The organism is Micromonospora sp. NPDC093277, assembly GCF_044765245.1.
Taxonomy (GTDB): Bacteria; Actinomycetota; Actinomycetes; order Mycobacteriales; family Micromonosporaceae; genus Micromonospora.
Genome location: NZ_JBIWJO010000005.1, coordinates 113,884 through 130,419, shown reverse-complemented (window position 1 = coordinate 130,419; position 16,536 = coordinate 113,884). Strand labels below are relative to the sequence as shown.

Below are 16,536 nucleotides of genomic sequence, written 5' to 3'. Positions count from 1 at the left end.
CGTGGCTGCTCCCCGCGCACGCGGGGGTGATCCCGCGGTGCCCAGGCCACGGAAGGCGAGGATGCCCTGCTCCCCGCGCACGCGGGGGTGATCCCGGCTTCGGGAGCATCCCGATAATGGACGTCACCTGCTCCCCGCGCACGCGGGGGTGATCCCGGCTTCGGGAGCATCCCGATAATGGACGTCACCTGCTCCCCGCGCACGCGGGGGTGATCCCCCGCACTCCTCGCACTGCCGGGCGTCGTACCGCTGCTCCCCGCGCACGCGGGGGTGATCCGTCGTCGTCCAGGTCGTGCGTGGCCTCGGACGGCTGCTCCCCGCGCACGCGGGGGTGGTCCCAGGTCGCACAACGGGCGGCTGTGCTCGGCGACCGACTCCCCGCGCATGCGGGGGTGATCTTTTCCGCACCGGCGGCGCGGTGCCGGTGAGGCTCTGCTCCCCGGCACAAGCGGGGTTGATCCAATTTCCGCCGAGCGACGGTGAGCCCTGCCGCTGCCACTCGACCAGCGGCGCGCTCAGGTCCCGCTAAGCGCAGCGGCTCGGCTAGCCGGCTGAACTCCACCTCTCGCCACTCGCGCAGCGCCGCGTCGTGGCCAGCAGCGGGCCGGCCGGGCCGCCAGCGGCTGCGCCAGGTCGCCGTCGATGAGCGGATGCCGTCCTAGGGGCAGTGCGCCGTGGCGCCTGAACCGTTGCGCCGATGACCTGGGAAAGGGAGGTGGCGCGACGACTCGCCTTCCGGTGCCCCGACGCCACCCGCGCACGGTGACCCGGTAGAAGACCAGGCGGATCGCGAGCTGCGGCCCAGCAGGAACGGCTGCCGGGCCAACCTATCCGCCAGCGGTGATTCGGAGCCGGGCAAGCACGTCGGCGACTTCCCGGGTCTCCTCGTGCTGTGGGCCGTAGACGACACAGAGGTCGTCGTACAGCGGCTGCAGTTCCGCTGAAGCCTCCGTGGCCTTACCTTCGGAGAGCAGCAGCAGGCCGATGTTGCGGCGCAGGTCGAGGGCCGTGGGGGAGGCGTCGCCGGAGGTGGCGCGTACGTGGGTCAGCACCTGCCGGAACTGGCGCAGTGCCGTGGTGGCCTGACCGAGCTCGGCCCGGCTGTGGGCCGCCTGCCGGAGGCACTCCAGCGCGTCCTCGCTTGTCGGGCCGGCGGTGCGGGCGTACGCGGCGGCGAGGGCGTCGAACTCCGGCAGCGCGCGCCGGAAGTCCCCGCCGATGACGAGCATGGCGGCGCGCCGTGACCGCAGCCCCAGCACGCGGGGGCTCTCGGCGCCGAGTGCGACGCTGGCGGGGCCGATCACCCCCTCAAGCACCTCCGCGGCCTGGGCGAAGCGTTCGTCGTCCAGCAGCTCGTCGGACTGCGACACGGCGGCCTTGATGGCGTCTCGAACCCCGGTTCGCGGGATCGCCGCCGGGTCAGCGACCGGCGTTTCGCTCCGCGGCGCGGGGACCACGGGCGCGGGCTTGGGCCGGCGACGCGGCGCGTTGGGTCGGCGGTACACCAGCATGGGGTCCGGCATGGTGCGTCACCGGCTGGCCTCAACGGGCAGGCAGATGTGGCCTGGACGACGCAGCCATCGGAGGAGGACGTCTCCCGACCGGACAGCTTCGGCGAGTTGCTCCGATGGCTGCCGAAGCTCGTGCACGTCGAGTTCACCGGCGACCCTGACCACGCCGCGGACCTCGACAGCAAAGACTGCCAGCCCCAGGGTGGCCCAGGATCGGCACGTACGTAACCAAGCGGCGAGCCGCCGCCCTCTGTGCCAGCGCCCGGTCGTAGCAGAGAACGGTGTCTGTCCGGCGAACGAACTCAGGTCGTCAGTCAGGTCTGTCCATTAGGGTCGACGGATGGGACCAGATCTCGCGACCAGTGCCTTCGAGTCGCTGCGCCTCGACGCCGTGCCCGACGAGGAGACGCTGCGCCGGGCCTACGAACTGCCCAGCGACGCGGCGGTGCGGAAGCAGATGACTGAACTCACCGAGCAGACCCGGCGGTTGATCGGCTGTGCGTCGCTGGTCCTGGTCGGCAGCGCGGACGCGGAGGGCAACTTTGACGTCTCCCCGCGTGGCGGTCCCGCCGGATTCGTCACCGTCCTGGACTCGCGGACGGTGGCGATACCGGACGCGACCGGTAACAAGCGTCTGGACACCTTGCAGAACGTCGTCGTCACCGGACGGGCCGGGCTGCTGTTCGTCATCCCAGGGCGTACCACGACGCTCAGGGTGAACGGTCGGGCCTGCGTCTCCACCCGCCCGGATCTGCTGTCGCAGCTGACGGCTGTGGGTAAGCCGCCGGCTAGTGCGTTGGTGGTGGGGATCGAGGAGATCTACCCGCACTGTCCCAAGGCGCTTCTGCGCAGCGCGGCGTGGAAGCCGGAGCAGTGGTTGCCGGCGGACGCCCAGCCGACCTCAGCCGAGGTGACGCTGGCTCAGTTGCGGATGCCGGAGCTGACGATCGCTGACATCGAGCAGTCGGAGGCGGACGCGCTGAAGTACCGGTACGAGTAACGGGCCGCACAGCGATCGTGCCGAGCACCGCGAGTCACCCGCGGGGCCGTTGTCGCAGCCGGAATCCAAAATCCGCTCGCGTCGGGTCACTCAGCACCCCAGAATCCGTTCGTGGCCCTCACCGCAGAACCTCTGCACGCCCGGCCCCGGCCCCAGGATCAGATGACTCGGCTGTTCACAGGCGGCTGGCCCGAGTTCATCTTTCACGACAAGGAAACCGAGCGGTACATCGGCCGGGTCCGTGAACTGTTCCGCCACCTCGAACTCGTCCTTCTCGACGACGGCGAGGTCGTGGCGGCCGGATGGGCGGTGCCACTGCGGTGGAACGGACAGATCGACGATCTACCCGCCGGCTACAACGACTCTCTGGCCCGCGCGATCAACGTGCACGATGCTGGCGAAAGCCCCGACACCCTCGTCATTCTCGCCGCCCAGGTCCGTCATGACGTCCAGGGCAAGGGCCTTGCCGGTGAACTACTGACCGCTCTTCGACACCTGGCCGAGCAGGCCGGATGGCCGCGCGTCATCTGTCCGGTGCGCCCGACGCTCAAGGACCGCTATCCACTCACTGCGATCGATCGCTACATTGAATGGACCCGACCTGACGGAGCACCACTGGACCCGTGGGTCCGCACTCACTGGCGCCTCGGCGCGCGCGTGCTTGCGCCGGCTCCATGCTCACAGGTGATCACCGGAACTGTCGCCGACTGGCAGACCTGGACCGGCATGGCGTTCCCTGACTCCGGCGACTACGTCATCCCCGACGGCCTGAGCACCCTGCACATCGACCGGGAAGCCGACCAAGGCCTCTACGTCGAGCCGAATGTGTGGCTCCGGCACCAGTAGCCCGGCCGTCCTCCAGCAACCCTGGCACACCGAAACCGCGATCAGACAGTGATGATCATGATTTGCCGCATTGCGCTGGCAGTCACACGTCCCTCAGGCGGACGTTCGAACGCGGGGTCGGGGCTGCGGCTTGAGGTTCTTCGTCGAGTCTGTCCGGGTCGCCCCTGAGACTGGCGCCTGGAGGGTGAGCCGGGTTTCACCCACGGCACTGGGCGCGTCCTGTGGGCCTGACCCGTAACGATACCGGTCGGTAGAGGGATCCATCTGCCGACTCGATAGGAGGATCGACGTGCCTCGCAGGGAACTGATCGACCGCTGGCGTACCCGGGATGGAGTGGCTTCGGCCCGCGAAATCCTCCGGCGTTTGGCGGACGGCAGTTCCCTGCGAGGCCTCGGACTGCCGACTGTGGACGGCCTACTGGATCTCCGGGGAATACGTGCCGGCGGCCTGGCCGCGCATGGAGTTGAGATCGCCGGAGTAGACCTCAGCTATTCCTCGCTGTCTGAGGCCCGCCTCGACGGCGTCCGTTGGAGTCGGTGCCGTTTCGACGGCGCCGACCTCTCGGCTGCGGTGTTCATTGGTGGGTCCATCGCCGAATCCACCATGCGGCGTACCGATCTCCGAGAAACACTGGTCGCCGATGCCGACTGGGAGTCGGTCGACCTAGTCGGGATCAAGTCGAACCATTTCGCAGCCGAGCGCACCACATTCACCCGTTCCACGTTTCCGGCCCTGGTCAAAGTTGATTTCACCGGATGCTCCTTCGACGACTGCCGTTTCACCGGAGGCTTGTCCGAAGTTCGCTTCCTGGGACGAGGGCAGGACAGCGAATCAGTGCCCGCCGTCCTGCGGAACGTGACCTTCTCCTCCGACGACTTCCGGTACGCCGAGTTCGACGGCATGGATTTCGAGAACGTCCTATTCCCGGAGAGCGACTCGCTGATCGTCGTTCCTCAACGTTTCCGTGCCGTGGCGGAGCGCGCGAGCACCATCTCGTCGAGCCGCGGCGACGACCTCGGCAAGGCCTTCCGGAGGTTCCTTTCCCGCGAATCCCTACGGCCGGGCCTGAGCGAGACGGCCGGCTGGGTTGTGGGTCGGCGCGACCTCACCGATGATCACCCGAACGGGCAGGAGCTGGCCGAGTCCGCCGCCCGTACCCTCAACGAGGCGCAGGAGCAACTACGGACGGAGGGCGTCGTCCCGTGACGGCGGGCAGGACAGCCACTGCACGAGATGCCGCCATGACCGGCCGTCCAGCCAGCTTTCGGTCGATGCCGGAGGTGCGGTAGACGATCGTGTCGTTGCGGTTGCCGGGCTGCGGATCGCCGAGGGTGATGACGAGGCGGGTGCTCGCGTCGATGGCGACCTGGGGGCGCTCGTCGAGTAGCGGTAGTTCTTGCCCGTGCAGCAGGCGGTGGCCTCGGGTGGTTATCAGGGTGCCGTTGACGATCGCGATCTGATCGACCGGCCGCCGGCGCACGGGCGCCAGGGCCAGCAGCGGGCCGAGGGTGTCGACGACCCGGTGTGCGGCCGAATGCGACACCTCGAACAGTGGACCGATCTGACGCGCGGTCACCCACGGGCCTTGACCCGGCTCCGTCGATCAAGCGGGCCGTCGGTCTGGGGCATCGCGCCCGCCATCCGGTCGAGATTGAAGTGCGTGCACATGAACCCCTTGACGTCACACACAAACGGGCGTAAACAAATGTGAAACCAAGTTGAAACGGCGGTGACCCCACATGTATGCCGAGGAGCGGCAGCAGGAGATCGTCCGGCTGGCTCGGTCCAACGGGCGAGTCGAGGTGGGGACTCTCGCCGACGCCCTCGCCGTGACCGCGGAGACGATCCGGCGGGATCTGACGACCCTGGAGCGGGCCGGCGTCCTGCGCCGAGTGCACGGTGGCGCGATCCCGGTGGAGCGGATCGGCTTCGAACCGGCGCTCGCGGCCCGGGACGCCGTGCTGATCGACGAAAAGGAGCGGATCGCCAAGGCGGCGCTCGCCGAGATCCCCGCAGAGGGCGCGATCATCCTGGACGCCGGCACCACGACAGCCCGCCTGGCCGAGGCGCTACCCAGCGACCGGGAGTTGACCGTGGTGGTCAACTCCCCGGTGATCGCCACCATTCTCGGCACCCGCGCCAACCTCAACGTGTTGCTGCTCGGCGGCCGGTTGCGTGGCCGCACGCTGGCCACGGTGGACGACTGGGCACTGCGACCCCTCACCGACCTGTACGTTGACGTCGCGTTCCTCGGCACCAACGGCTGCTCCGTCGAGCGAGGGCTCACCACCCCCGATCCGGCAGAGGCCGCGGTGAAAGCCGCCATGATCAGGGCAGCCCGCCGGGTCGTCCTACTTGCCGACCACACCAAGCTCGGCAACGACTACCTCGCCCGATTCGGGTCCGTCTCCGATCTGGACCTGCTCATCACCGACATCGGCGTCGACGACGAGTTGGCCAGCGACGTGGAGGCCGGCGGAGCCCGGGTGGTGCGGGCATGATCGTCACCCTCACCCTCAATCCGAGCCTCGACCGCACGCTGGAGATCACCGAACTGGTCCGCGGCGACGTCATCCGCGCCACGGCGGTCCATCTCGAACCGGGCGGCAAGGGCGTCAACGTATCGCGGGCGCTGCTCGCCAACGGCGTGCCGTCGCGAGCGGTGCTGCCGTGCGGCGGCGACGACGGGGCAGAGCTCGTTCGACTACTCGTCGCTGCGGGCGTTGACGTCCGGGCAATCCCGATCTCCGGCCGCACCCGTTCCAACATCACCATCGCCGAGCCGGATGGCACCGTCACGAAGATTAACGAGCCGGGACCGGAACTCACCGCCGACGAGGTAACCGGCCTCATCGACCGGGCGCTCACCGAGGCGGGCGCGGGAGGCTGCGTGGTGCTGTGCGGCAGTGCCCCGCCCGGACTGCCCCTGGCGGACCTCACCGCCCTCTACGAGCGGGTGGTCGCCGCAGGTGACCGGCTCGTGGTCGATACGAGCGGGCCGGCGTTGCGGGCGGCTGCGGTGGCCGGAGCAGACCTCGTCAAACCCAACCGCGACGAGGTCGCCGAGGTCGTCGGCCGGCCGATGCGGTCCCTCGACGACGTGGTCGAGGCCGCGCGGGAACTGCGCTCGTGGGGAGCCGGCACGGTGTTGGCCAGCCTCGGAGCCGACGGTGCTGTCCTCGTCGACGACACCGGTGTGCTCTTCGGGTCCGCGCCGGTGCCGCGCCTGCGCAGTTCCGTCGGCGCCGGCGACGCGTTGCTCGCCGGCTTCCTCACGCGCTGGGCCGCCGGTCCCGCACGCGGTCGGGATCTCGCCGCTGCGGCCCTCGCCGAGGGACTGGCCTGGGGCGCTGCCGCCGTAAGCCTGCCCGGCAGCCGGATGCCCGGCCCGGCGGACATCCGGCGGGACTCCGTCCGCCTCGACACCCGGCCGGAGGACCTCCGGCAGCTACTGACCCCCAACTGATCCCCCATCCCCCGAACCGTCTGGCGTTCAAGGAGTGAACCGTGACGACCAACTACACACCTCAGGTCCAGGGGACCGGCGTCAAGGCAACAGTCCAGCGGATCGGCGGACACCTCGCCGGCATGGTGATGCCGAACGTCGGCGCCTTCATCGCCTGGGGTCTGATCACCGCGCTGTTCATCCCCACCGGCTGGCTGCCGAACGAGAAGTTCGCCGCCCTGGTCGGGCCCATGATCTCCGTGCTGCTGCCGGTCCTCATCGGCTACACCGGTGGCCGACTGGTGCACGGTCAGCGGGGCGCCGTCGTCGGCGCGGTGGCCACCGTCGGCGTCGTGGTCGGCTCCGACGTTCCCATGTTCCTCGGCGCGATGATCATCGGCCCCCTGGCCGCGTACGTCGTGAAGCTCGTCGACGGCCTGATCAAGGACCGGATCCGCCCCGGCTTCGAGATGCTCGTCGACAACTTCTCTGCCGGCATCATCGGCGGCGGCATGGCGCTGCTGGGCGTCCTGGGGATCGGGCCAGTGGTCCGCACGTTGACCAGTGCGGCCGGCAACGGCGTGGACTGGCTGGTCTCGAACCACATGCTCGGCGTGGTGTCGGTGATCGTCGAGCCGGCGAAGGTCCTGTTCCTCAACAACGCCATCAACCACGGCGTGTTCGGGCCGCTCGGGGTGGCCGAGGCGGCGGATCAGGGCAAGTCCATCCTCTTCATGATCGAGAGCAACCCCGGTCCCGGACTCGGCCTGCTGCTGGCCTACTTCCTGTTCGGGCCGCGGGCGCTGCGTCCGACCGCCCCCGCCGCGATGATCATCCACTTCCTCGGCGGCATCCACGAGGTGTACTTCCCGTACGTACTGATGAAGCCCCGACTGATACTCGCAATGATCGCCGGCGGCGCCGCCGGCGTCTCCACCTTCATGATCACCGGCGCCGGCCTCGTCGCCACCCCCTCACCCGGCAGCATCTTCGCCTACGCCGCAGTCACCCCCAGGGGCGGCTGGTTCGGGGTCTTCCTCGGCGTCCTCATCGCGGCCGCTGTCACCTTCGCCGTCGCGGCTCTGCTGCTCAGGCTTGGACGTACCGAGCCGGACGACGCCGACGCCGAGGCCACCACGCCAGAGGATCAGGCCGACGCCGAGCGAGCGGAACTCAAGGCCGCACAGCGCCAGTCGGCCGCCAACAAACCGCGTACGCCGGCGGCCCGCGACTCCGCAGAGCAAACGACGTCCGCCGACCCCACCAACGCTGGAAAGGCGTAAACCCTCCATGGCAACCATCAACGGCACCGCCATCCGCAAGGTCGTCGTCGCCTGTGACGCCGGCATGGGCAGCAGCGTCATGCTCGCCAGCCAGCTGCGCCGCCAGCTCGGCAAGAACTCGGTGACCGTCGAGCACACCCCGGTCGACTCGATCCCCGCCGACGCCGACGTGGTGATCTGCCACCAGGGACTTGTCCAGCGCGCCCGGCTCAGCGCACCCGGCGTGGTGATCGTCCCGATCCAGGTATTCATCGGCGACCCAGCCGTGACGAAGGTCGTCAAGGCCGTGCAGGCCGGGGGTGATCTAAGTGGATGACAGCCTGCTGCAGGAACGGGCGATCCGGCTCGCCGAGCGGGCCGCGACCCGCGCGGACGCGGTCCGCCGGTGCGGAGAGGTGCTGGTCGAGATCGGCGCGGTCACCCCGGAGTACGTGACCGCGATGCTGGACCGCGAGGAGTCCATCTCCACCTACGTGGGCGAGGGCGTCGCCATCCCGCACGGAACCGCCGCGGGCAAGGCGGCCATCCACCGCGACGCCGTGGCCGTGCTGCGGTTTCCCGACGGGGTCGACTGGGGCGGCAACCCGGTGCAGCTGTGCATAGCGATCGCCGCCCAGGGCGACGGGCACGTCGACCTGCTCGCCGAACTCGCCGAGATCCTCCTGTGCCCCGACCACGCGCGGGCGCTGCGCGAGGCGTCCGACCCGACCGAGGTACGCCGGCTCCTGGTCCCCACGGCCAGCGCCGACCATGAAAGTCGAGAGGAAAAGGTGCAATGAAGGTCGTACGCTTCCACGCCCCCGGCGATGTCCGCATCTCCGACGCGCCAGAGCCCACGCCGGGGGCGGGCGACGTGAAGATCCGGGTACGCAACTGTTCCACCTGCGGCACCGACGTGAAGATCTCCCGGTTCGGCCACCACCACATCGTGCCGCCCCGCGTCATGGGCCACGAGATCGCTGGCGAAGTCGTCGAGGTCGGCCAGGACGTTGACGGCTGGGCGCCCGGCGACCGCGTACAGGTCATCGCTGCCATCCCCTGCGGCCACTGTGTCGAGTGCCGGCGAGGGTTCCGCACCGTCTGCGAGAACCAGGAGTCAATGGGATATCACTACGACGGCGGCTTCGCCGAGTACCTCGTGGTGCCGGCCAAGGTGCTGGCCGTCGACGGGCTGAACCGGATCCCCGACGGACTCGACTACGCCCAGGCCTCGGTGGCCGAACCGCTGGCCTGCGTCCTCAACGGACAGCAACTCGCCCGGGTCGGCACCGGCGACGACGTAGTGATTATCGGCTCCGGCCCGATCGGCTGCCTGCACGTCCGTCTGGCCCGCGCCCGGGGCGCCGCCCGGGTCACCCTCGTCGAACTCAACCCAGAGCGGCTGGCACTGGCCGCCGCGCTCGTCGCCCCCGACGCCACCGTCTGCGCCGGGGACACCGATCCGGTGGACGCCGTGCGCAAACTGACCGACGGGCGGGGAGCCGACGTCGTTGTCACCGCCGCAGCCTCAGGGTCGGCGCAGGAGCAGGCCGTCCAGATGGCCGCCCGGCAGGGCCGCATCAGCCTCTTCGGCGGGCTGCCCAAGGACAACCCGACAATCAGGCTGGACGCCAACCTCGTCCACTACCGCGAGCTGACCGTCGTCGGCGCCAACGGCTCCAGCCCCGCACACAACGCCGAGGCGCTGCGCCTCATCGCCTCGGGCGCCGTACCCGTGGCCGACCTGATCACCCACCGGCTTCCGCTTGACGCCACGCTCGACGCGTTCGATCTGGTCGCCAGCGGCACGGCGATCAAGGTGACCATCGAGCCCTGACCCCACACCCACACCTCTCCGAAGGAGACCGCAATGCCCACCCGAACGGTCACCGTCGGCTCCGCCAGCGGTCTGCACGCCCGACCCGCCGCCATCTTCGTCGCCGCCGCCACCGCGCAACCCGTCGCGGTGACCATCCGGACCGCCGACAAGCCCGCCGTCCCCGCCCGCAGCCTGCTGTCCGTGCTGTCGCTGGGCGCCAAGTGCGGCACCGAGGTAACCCTGGAGGCCGACGGACCGGCCGCGGACAGCAGCCTCGCCGCGCTCGCCGCGCTCATCGCCGCAGACCTCGACGCCGACGACGCCGAGAAGACCGAAGGTGACTCCGACCGGGGGCGGGACGGAGATGGCTGAACACCTGCGGGGCATCGGTGTCAGCCCAGGCCGCGCCGCCGGCCCGGCGTACCGGATGACACCGGCGCCGCGTCTACCGGACCCCAGCCCGGTGGCCGACCCGCAGGCCGAGGCCGAGCAGGTGAGAACGGCACTCGCCGCGGTCGCCGCCGACCTCGACCGACGCGCGTCCGCCGCCGGTGCCAGCCTCGCCGCCGACATCCTGCGCGCGCAGGCGATGATGGCGCAGGACCCCGAACTGGTCGAGGCCGCAGCGGCGAAAGCCCGGACCGGCTGCACCGCGGCCGCTGCCATCGACGCTGCCCTCGCCGTACACCGGCAGGCGTTCCAGGCCGCCGGCGGGTACCTCGCGGAACGGGTGGCCGACCTCGACGACATCCGAAACCGCGCCGTCGCGGCGTGCCTGGGCCAGCCGACGCCCGGCATCCCGACCCCCGCTCACCCGTTCGTGCTGGTCGCCCGGGACCTCGCCCCGGCCGACACCGCCGAACTGGACCCGGAGCGGGTACTCGCACTGGTCACCGAGGAAGGCGGACCCACCAGCCACACCGCGATCCTGGCCCGGGCCCTCGGCCTGCCCGCCGTGGTGATGTGCGGCGGCGCGCTGGACCTCGACCACGGCGTCTCCGTCGTCGTTGACGGCACCACCGGCGAGGTCACGGCCGGCGTGGACGCGGCCAGCGTCGCGGCGACCCGGGTCGCCGAACAACGCCGCCGGCAGCGGCTGGCCAGCGCCAGCGGACCCGGCCGCACCGCCGACGGTCATCCCGTCACCCTGTACGGCAACATCGGCTCCGCCAAGGACCTGCACGGGGACCTGGAGGGCGTCGGTCTGTTCCGCACCGAACTGCTCTATCTCAACCGGACCGACCCGCCGGACCGCGACGAGCAGGCCGCCGCCTACGCCGAGGTGCTCGCGGCGATGGCGGGCCGTCGGGTGATCGTGCGGACCCTCGACGCCGGTGCCGACAAGCCACTGCCGTTCCTGCGGCAGAGCGGCGAACCGAACCCGGCGCTGGGAGTCCGCGGGCTGCGCCTGGCGCGGCGGCAACCCAATGTCCTGCGTACCCAACTGGAAGCAATCGCGCAGGCGGCCCGACAAACCTCGGCGCAGGTGTGGGTAATGGCGCCGATGGTCGCCACGGTCGCCGAGGCCAAACGGTTCGTGGCGGCCTGCCGCGACGCCGGATTGCCCACCGCCGGAGCGATGGTGGAGGTCCCGGCGGCCGCGCTGCGGGCCCGCGCGTTGCTCTCGGTCGTCGACTTCCTCAGCATCGGCACCAACGACCTGAGCCAGTACACCTTCGCCGCCGACCGCCAATGCGGAGAGCTGGCCGATCTGCTCGACCCGTGGCAGCCCGCCCTCCTCGAACTGGTCGCCGGCTGCGCATCAGCCGGGTTGGCCGCCGGCAAGCCGGTCGGCGTCTGCGGCGAGGCCGCCGCCGACCCTCGGCTCGCGCTGGTGCTCACCGGTCTCGGCGTGACCAGCCTGTCGATGGCGCCGCGTGCCGTGTCCGAGGTGCGGGAGGCGCTCGCCGCGCACACCCTCGCCGAGTGCCGGCAACTCGCCACCGAGGCACTCGCCGCGGACGAGACGCGGCCTGACCGGGACGGGGCGGCTGTCGGCTGATGCAAATCGAGAAGCGGGACCAAACGCTCGGCGGACGCTGGCGGGTAAGCGCCAGAAGCAACTTCGCCTGTTCGTACGCCGTGGGCAGTTGCCGTCGAGGAAGGTGGCCGCATCGCGTCTGGCCTGTTCGACCTGGTCGGCAGCGGTGGGGATCAGCAGCCGAGGCGCTCGGTGGAAAGCGCGATGTCGTCGATCCAGAGGTCGAACTTGCCCGGCCTGGTGCCGCCCTGGTAAAGCTGCCAGCCGATCTTCACGGTGTTCACCGTCGGCAGGATGAAAGGCACGTCGTTGCCGCCGTGCTCGTTGGTGGTGGCGGTCAGCCCCGGGTTCGCCACCCCGTCGATCCACACCGCGACGCGGTTGTCTGCCGGGTCGAGTTTCCACTCGAAGCACTGCCAGCGGTCTTCGACGACCGGGGCGGACTCGCGCCAGTTGGTCCAGTCGCCAGTCGGTCCGCCATCGGCGCCCACGCCCCAGAAGATTCCGGGGACCGTGGGGGCGTACTGGCCGCCGATCGGACGGACGACCTCCGAGCTGCCGGTGCCGGTCGCCTCTACGAGCGTGAAGTGTGCCCAGTCGGGGGCGGTCGGGAAAGCGTCGACGTGTAGCCGCATACGGCCGTAGAAGCGGTTGCCGGGTGCTGCGAAGTCGTCGATGCGCAGGAAGGCGCGTCCGTTGTCGACCGTGTGGATGTGCAGCACCTGGTTGCCGCGGCGGGCGTGTTCGACGGTGAGTGTGCCGTTGCGCGTGTCGATGCCCCAGTTCAGAGTGCTGGGACCGCCGCGCGGCAGTCGCTCGAAGTCTTCGCAGAAGAGCAGGTGTCGGGTGCAGGAGCCGCGGTGGGAGGCACCCGCTGCGCCGGACGGGATGCTGCCGGCCGTAGCGCCAAGCATCAGGGCGGCGGTTAACGCCGCGAGAAGGTTGCGCATGGTCTCCTCCTTGACTCGGCCCTCACCACGCCGACGGCGTGCCGGAGGGACACGGCGCTCCGCGCGTGGAAGCGTTCCCATGTATAGCAGATGTTGAATACCTTCGCTGCGATCGGCGTTGGGTCCGATCCGGACACCACGCCCGTGTCCGGGACCAAGCCCGCCACGTCCGGATGCCATTCAGGCTCCTCCGGCTCGACCGAAACTTTTCGAACTTGGGCGAGGTTGAGGTGTGCGCGGCTGCGGGTGGCGCAGCGGGTCCGGCGGCGCTGTTCCTCGGGGTTGCGGAAGCCGTGTGCGTTGCGGGCGGTGGTCTTGATGATCCGGTTAGTAGCCCAACGTCACTTGGCTTCGGTGTTGGGCACGGCCGGGGCATGAGGACGGCGGCTCCAATGCCTGCAAGAATCGCTGGGGGAGTAGGGCGGGACTTGGTGACGGAGGTTACGGGTGCTGACAGGTCGGCGTTTCGCCGCGGCCGTGATCGTTGTTTCGTTGCTGGCCCCGTTGGCAGCCTGCATCCCGGGTGATCCCGACTATTCACCCGTCGGGTTCACCCTCCTCAACGGGCGAGTGGCCGCAGTTGTGCCTCAATGCGGCGACGAAAAGGTAGTCGGGATGGAGGCGGAGGCCGACCCCTACGACGAGAACGGCAAGTTGAGGGAGGAAAGCCAGCTCTTTTGGAAGGTGTCTGGTTTGAAGCAGCTCGACTCGACGGGACCTTTCGTGGTCGGGGACCCCGCCGCCTGGGAGCGGGAGAGCGACTCCCTGGTCGCGACGTTGCCCGACAGCTTCCTGGTCTCGGTCGAGACGACCCGGCGACGGGCAGTCTCCTCCGTGAGGCGGGCGGCTCTCGACGGGTTGCCGGGCGACCAGGTGCTGATCGACGGAAATGCGGGTTCCCTCGCGTCACTGACGAAGAAGTGGAGCTGCTGACGGGAGCCGTGGCAACAAAGCGTTACCGCCCTACATATTTACGGGTAATTCAGCCGTTCTCTGGCCGTGCCGTGCCGGCAACCGGCAAATCAACCCAAGGATGCGTGGTGTTCCCATCCAGAAGTCATCGGGGCCCGCGTCATAGCTGAGGGTGGCTGCGGCCATCGCTGATGGAGTCCCGGTTAGCCGCCTGGCCGACAGCAGCGGGATCATTCTGTCCGAACAGGGCACGTCGAGGATTGAGCGTTGATCGCCAGCATCCGATGCCATGACTGTCGCGATCTCCACGGTGAATCCGGGCGGCAGCGAGTCCGTGGTCACCAGACGCACGGACAGCGTCGCGGAGTAGCCGGACCCGCCGGTCGTCGGAACTGCTGGGGAAACTGGCTTCGTGGCTGTGGCCGAGCCGGTCGCCTGCGCGGTGGAGGATCTTCCGACTGGCCTGCTCCCCGAGTCGCCGTGGGTGATGTCGGCCCAGGAAGCAGCCCCGGGGTCGATCCAGTCCCGGTGGGCTGGCTGTCAGCCGAGCGACATGACCCCGTGCAACGCAGCCCGGGCGTGGTGCCGATTCATGTCGATCATCGGACGCAACCCCACGTGTACGGCAATCGGATCGAGATGGGTGGGCGCAAGGTGGTCGTCGGATCGACGGGGGTGCACCCCTGCGGTGGGGGAGTGGGTTGGGTGATGCTTGGAGTCGTCCTGGCGTTTGCCCCGCTCACCCCCGCAAACCCTGGCTCGATGCTGACGAACAGTGACAGGAAGCGACCATTGCCCGGTCGGGTCTGTGCAGCTCAATGCCTACTTCTGGCAAGCAACGACAACCTCGAAGACGGATGCCCGACAGAGGTTGTCGTGGGTTCAAAGTCACCTCCTGCTGTACGCCGACGAGGTGGGCGGTGCGGACGGCTGGAAGAAGGTGGGCCGACCAGTATCTCCCGGAGCGGTTGACGTCGAGCGCTTCCATCACTGCTACCACCTGTTCTACTCCCAGTCCCAGCACTCCAGCCTGGACCTGCTGTGACCGCAACCGACTGCCGCTCGCTTCGTTGGCTGCACACCGACTTCGACCTGGGCGTCTTCCTGAGGTGGTGCGCCAGAACTGGTCGGTCGCCGCGTCAGCGACGGTCCCGCGGGTGCTGCGGCGGCTTTGGATTGTCCGGTGGTGGCGGTGGTGACTCGTCGCCCACCTCGTTTGCCGGTGCCTCTTGCTTTGGGCCGAACCCGTAACGCACTACCCAAAATGCGACAAACGCCACAATGAGGACGATCAGAAAGAAGCACGCTATCCCCCCGGTGATGCCCATGTCGCGAAATTATCGTGTTGGGCGCGGCGGGGGACTCGGTTTGGGGGACATCAAGGGGAGGGCTGGCATGGCGGTCAAGCCTGGGGACGCACGCCGCTGGAGTCGCGCACGATCAGCTGCGGGCTGATCAGCACCCGGTGCACGGGCCGCCCCGGGTCCTGCAGACGCTGGGACAGTAGCTGCGTCGCGGTTTCGCCGATGGTGTACTTGGCCGGGCGGACCGCGCTCAGGGCGGGATTGGCCAGGCCGGCGACCTCGTCGTCGAACGCGACCACGGCCAGGTCCCGGGGGACACCGATGCCCCGCTCCTCACACCGGGCGACCAGCGCGATCGCCTCCCGGTCGGAGTGCGCCAGCAGCGCCGTCGTGTCGGTGGTTGTCCAGGCGTCGATGGCGCGGTCGATCTCGTCGCCCCACCGGGGGTCGCGGTGATCGGGGCTGATCACCTCCGGGGTGCCGTCGAGCTCGAGCCCTGTCTCCAGGGCGGTCTGCCGCCAGCCTCGCCGCACTGCCGACGTGTGCGGGCTGGCGGCCGAGGCCAGGAAGCCGACCCGGCGATGGCCCAATGCGGCGAGGTGCCGCACGGCAAGGCTCGCGCCGAACGCGTGGTCGGTGGAGACGGACTCGACGTGCTCGTGGTACGGGCCGACGGTGGCGGTGCGTTCGACCAGAACCACCGGGATGTCGAGCCCGGCCAGCCAGCCGATCAGCTGCGCGGCCTCGTCGCCGACGGTGGGTGGGGCGATCAGCAGGCCCTGGATGCCGGCGGTCTCCAGCAGCCATGACGTCTGGCGGCGTACGTCGGCGATGTCGTCGTAGGAGGATCCGCGTAGCACGATGCGCACCCCGGCGTCGGGGGCGGCGTCGCGGGCGCCGCGGACGATCTCTGGCCAGTAGTAGTCCAGCGACGGGACGAGCATGCCCACGGCAGGGCGTGCGGTCTCGTCGGCGCTTGTGGGCCTGCTTGAGTGCCGCACGGCCACGGTGGACTGCGGTGGAGTGTCGGCGACGCGGGGCAGCCGAATGCCGCCGTGTACCCGTTCGATGGCCCCTTCGTCGGCGAGTTGTGCGAGATCGCGGCGCACGGTGACGGTGGTGACGCCGAGGGCACGGGCGACGTCGCTGACCCGCAGGGTGCCGCGGGCGCGCAGGTCGGCCAGCAGCCGTTCGCGGCGCTCGGCCGGCAACAGCGGAGGCTCGGACAGGGTCACGGCTCCTCCACGATCGTGTCGTTCGCGTCGGGGTCGATTGTGCACGGACGCATGCGGCGGCCGGCCACGTGGCGGGCGGCCGTTCGGTCGGATCTGACCGGCACGGACCGGCATGGTTGCCCCATCGTCCTCCCTCTCACAAACGAACAAATTCGTTCACAAAGAAAGTTCTAGCGCAACGAGCTCCGTGTTGCGGCTCGGTAACGGGCACTTGTGGTTCAGCTCACACGCTGATCTACTCATCCATAGATGTTCGAGTGAACAGAAGCG

General features: G+C 69.5%; 16 protein-coding genes, 1 pseudogene and 1 CRISPR repeat array (1 of these 18 only partly in view). Of the genes and pseudogenes, 13 read left to right on the top strand and 4 right to left on the bottom strand.

Going from position 1 to position 16,536, the window contains the following annotated elements:
- Window positions 1–462: direct repeats of the CRISPR family, unit length 29 nt; unit sequence CTGCTCCCCGCGCACGCGGGGGTGATCCC (it extends 2,556 nt beyond the left edge of the window).
- Between the two features lie 365 nt (window positions 463–827).
- Complete coding sequence (locus tag ACIRG9_RS13080; protein ID WP_402854498.1) at window positions 828–1,370, bottom strand: hypothetical protein; 543 nt, start codon at window positions 1,368–1,370, stop codon at window positions 828–830.
- A 481-nt stretch (window positions 1,371–1,851) separates the two neighbouring features.
- Here ACIRG9_RS13080 and ACIRG9_RS13075 point away from each other — a divergent pair, with 481 nt between their 5' ends.
- The 3 genes from ACIRG9_RS13075 to ACIRG9_RS13065 all read left to right on the top strand — a co-directional run bounded on the left by ACIRG9_RS13075 (window position 1,852) and on the right by ACIRG9_RS13065 (window position 4,564).
- Window positions 1,852–2,511, top strand: a complete 660-nt coding sequence (locus ACIRG9_RS13075; RefSeq protein ID WP_402854496.1) for an MSMEG_1061 family FMN-dependent PPOX-type flavoprotein — start codon at window positions 1,852–1,854, stop codon at window positions 2,509–2,511.
- A gap of 162 nt (window positions 2,512–2,673) precedes the next feature.
- On the top strand, window positions 2,674–3,357 hold the full coding sequence (locus tag ACIRG9_RS13070) for a hypothetical protein (protein WP_402854495.1): 684 nt from the start codon (window positions 2,674–2,676) through the stop codon (window positions 3,355–3,357).
- A gap of 289 nt (window positions 3,358–3,646) precedes the next feature.
- Window positions 3,647–4,564: a pentapeptide repeat-containing protein gene (locus tag ACIRG9_RS13065; RefSeq protein WP_402854494.1), complete on the top strand. Its 918-nt coding sequence runs from the start codon at window positions 3,647–3,649 to the stop codon at window positions 4,562–4,564.
- A gap of 31 nt (window positions 4,565–4,595) precedes the next feature.
- Here the strand turns inward: ACIRG9_RS13065 and ACIRG9_RS13060 are convergent.
- Window positions 4,596–4,934, bottom strand: a pseudogene (locus tag ACIRG9_RS13060) (IS5/IS1182 family transposase); the annotation flags it as partial.
- A gap of 163 nt (window positions 4,935–5,097) precedes the next feature.
- Between ACIRG9_RS13060 and ACIRG9_RS13055 the strand changes: the two are divergent.
- From ACIRG9_RS13055 to ptsP, 8 genes are read left to right on the top strand one after another with little or no spacing between them, the layout of a single operon-like run.
- Entirely contained in the window at window positions 5,098–5,859 is a 762-nt protein-coding gene (locus ACIRG9_RS13055; protein WP_402854493.1) for a DeoR/GlpR family DNA-binding transcription regulator, read from the top strand.
- Window positions 5,856–6,824: a 1-phosphofructokinase family hexose kinase gene (locus tag ACIRG9_RS13050; protein WP_402854492.1), complete on the top strand. Its 969-nt coding sequence runs from the start codon at window positions 5,856–5,858 to the stop codon at window positions 6,822–6,824. Before ACIRG9_RS13055 ends, ACIRG9_RS13050 begins: the two co-directional genes overlap by 4 nt.
- Window positions 6,825–6,865: 41 nt before the next feature.
- On the top strand, window positions 6,866–8,086 hold the full coding sequence (mtlA, locus tag ACIRG9_RS13045) for a mannitol-specific PTS transporter subunit IIC (protein ID WP_402854490.1): 1,221 nt from the start codon (window positions 6,866–6,868) through the stop codon (window positions 8,084–8,086).
- A gap of 7 nt (window positions 8,087–8,093) precedes the next feature.
- Window positions 8,094–8,402, top strand: a complete 309-nt coding sequence (locus ACIRG9_RS13040) for a PTS lactose transporter subunit IIB (protein WP_402854488.1) — start codon at window positions 8,094–8,096, stop codon at window positions 8,400–8,402.
- Entirely contained in the window at window positions 8,395–8,865 is a 471-nt protein-coding gene (locus ACIRG9_RS13035; RefSeq protein ID WP_402854486.1) for a PTS sugar transporter subunit IIA, read from the top strand. Before ACIRG9_RS13040 ends, ACIRG9_RS13035 begins: the two co-directional genes overlap by 8 nt.
- Window positions 8,862–9,902 (top strand): zinc-dependent dehydrogenase, encoded by a 1,041-nt coding sequence (locus ACIRG9_RS13030; RefSeq protein ID WP_402854484.1) that lies wholly within the window; start codon window positions 8,862–8,864, stop codon window positions 9,900–9,902. Before ACIRG9_RS13035 ends, ACIRG9_RS13030 begins: the two co-directional genes overlap by 4 nt.
- A gap of 33 nt (window positions 9,903–9,935) precedes the next feature.
- Window positions 9,936–10,256 (top strand): HPr family phosphocarrier protein, encoded by a 321-nt coding sequence (locus ACIRG9_RS13025; RefSeq protein ID WP_402854482.1) that lies wholly within the window; start codon window positions 9,936–9,938, stop codon window positions 10,254–10,256.
- Window positions 10,249–11,886 carry a phosphoenolpyruvate--protein phosphotransferase gene (ptsP, locus tag ACIRG9_RS13020; RefSeq protein ID WP_402854480.1) on the top strand — a complete coding sequence of 546 codons (1,638 nt, stop codon included), beginning with the start codon at window positions 10,249–10,251 and terminating at the stop codon, window positions 11,884–11,886. Before ACIRG9_RS13025 ends, ptsP begins: the two co-directional genes overlap by 8 nt.
- A 152-nt stretch (window positions 11,887–12,038) precedes the next feature.
- Here ptsP and ACIRG9_RS13015 read toward each other — a convergent pair whose 3' ends face one another.
- Window positions 12,039–12,815: a hypothetical protein gene (locus ACIRG9_RS13015; protein WP_402854478.1), complete on the bottom strand. Its 777-nt coding sequence runs from the start codon at window positions 12,813–12,815 to the stop codon at window positions 12,039–12,041.
- 447 nt (window positions 12,816–13,262) lie between these two features.
- Here ACIRG9_RS13015 and ACIRG9_RS13010 point away from each other — a divergent pair, with 447 nt between their 5' ends.
- Window positions 13,263–13,748, top strand: a complete 486-nt coding sequence (locus ACIRG9_RS13010) for a hypothetical protein (protein WP_402854476.1) — start codon at window positions 13,263–13,265, stop codon at window positions 13,746–13,748.
- A gap of 850 nt (window positions 13,749–14,598) precedes the next feature.
- Window positions 14,599–14,772: a hypothetical protein gene (locus tag ACIRG9_RS13005; protein WP_402854474.1), complete on the top strand. Its 174-nt coding sequence runs from the start codon at window positions 14,599–14,601 to the stop codon at window positions 14,770–14,772.
- A gap of 357 nt (window positions 14,773–15,129) precedes the next feature.
- On the opposite strand, the gene ACIRG9_RS13000 is transcribed toward ACIRG9_RS13005, so the two are convergent.
- Entirely contained in the window at window positions 15,130–16,266 is a 1,137-nt protein-coding gene (locus ACIRG9_RS13000; protein ID WP_402854472.1) for a LacI family DNA-binding transcriptional regulator, read from the bottom strand.
- Window positions 16,267–16,536 lie beyond the last annotated feature (270 nt).

Excerpts from the sequence above, each read along its gene's own strand:
- ACIRG9_RS13075 (WP_402854496.1), top strand. The coding sequence starts at position 1,852 with ATGGGACCAGATCTCGCGACCAGTGCCTTCGAGTCGCTGCGCCTCGAC.
- ACIRG9_RS13070 (WP_402854495.1), top strand. The coding sequence starts at position 2,674 with ATGACTCGGCTGTTCACAGGCGGCTGGCCCGAGTTCATCTTTCACGAC.
- ACIRG9_RS13055 (WP_402854493.1), top strand. The coding sequence starts at position 5,098 with ATGTATGCCGAGGAGCGGCAGCAGGAGATCGTCCGGCTGGCTCGGTCC.
- ACIRG9_RS13050 (WP_402854492.1), top strand. The coding sequence starts at position 5,856 with ATGATCGTCACCCTCACCCTCAATCCGAGCCTCGACCGCACGCTGGAG.
- ACIRG9_RS13040 (WP_402854488.1), top strand. The coding sequence starts at position 8,094 with ATGGCAACCATCAACGGCACCGCCATCCGCAAGGTCGTCGTCGCCTGT.
- ACIRG9_RS13030 (WP_402854484.1), top strand. The coding sequence starts at position 8,862 with ATGAAGGTCGTACGCTTCCACGCCCCCGGCGATGTCCGCATCTCCGAC.
- ACIRG9_RS13025 (WP_402854482.1), top strand. The coding sequence starts at position 9,936 with ATGCCCACCCGAACGGTCACCGTCGGCTCCGCCAGCGGTCTGCACGCC.
- ptsP (WP_402854480.1), top strand. The coding sequence starts at position 10,249 with ATGGCTGAACACCTGCGGGGCATCGGTGTCAGCCCAGGCCGCGCCGCC.
- ACIRG9_RS13015 (WP_402854478.1), bottom strand. The coding sequence starts at position 12,815 with ATGCGCAACCTTCTCGCGGCGTTAACCGCCGCCCTGATGCTTGGCGCT.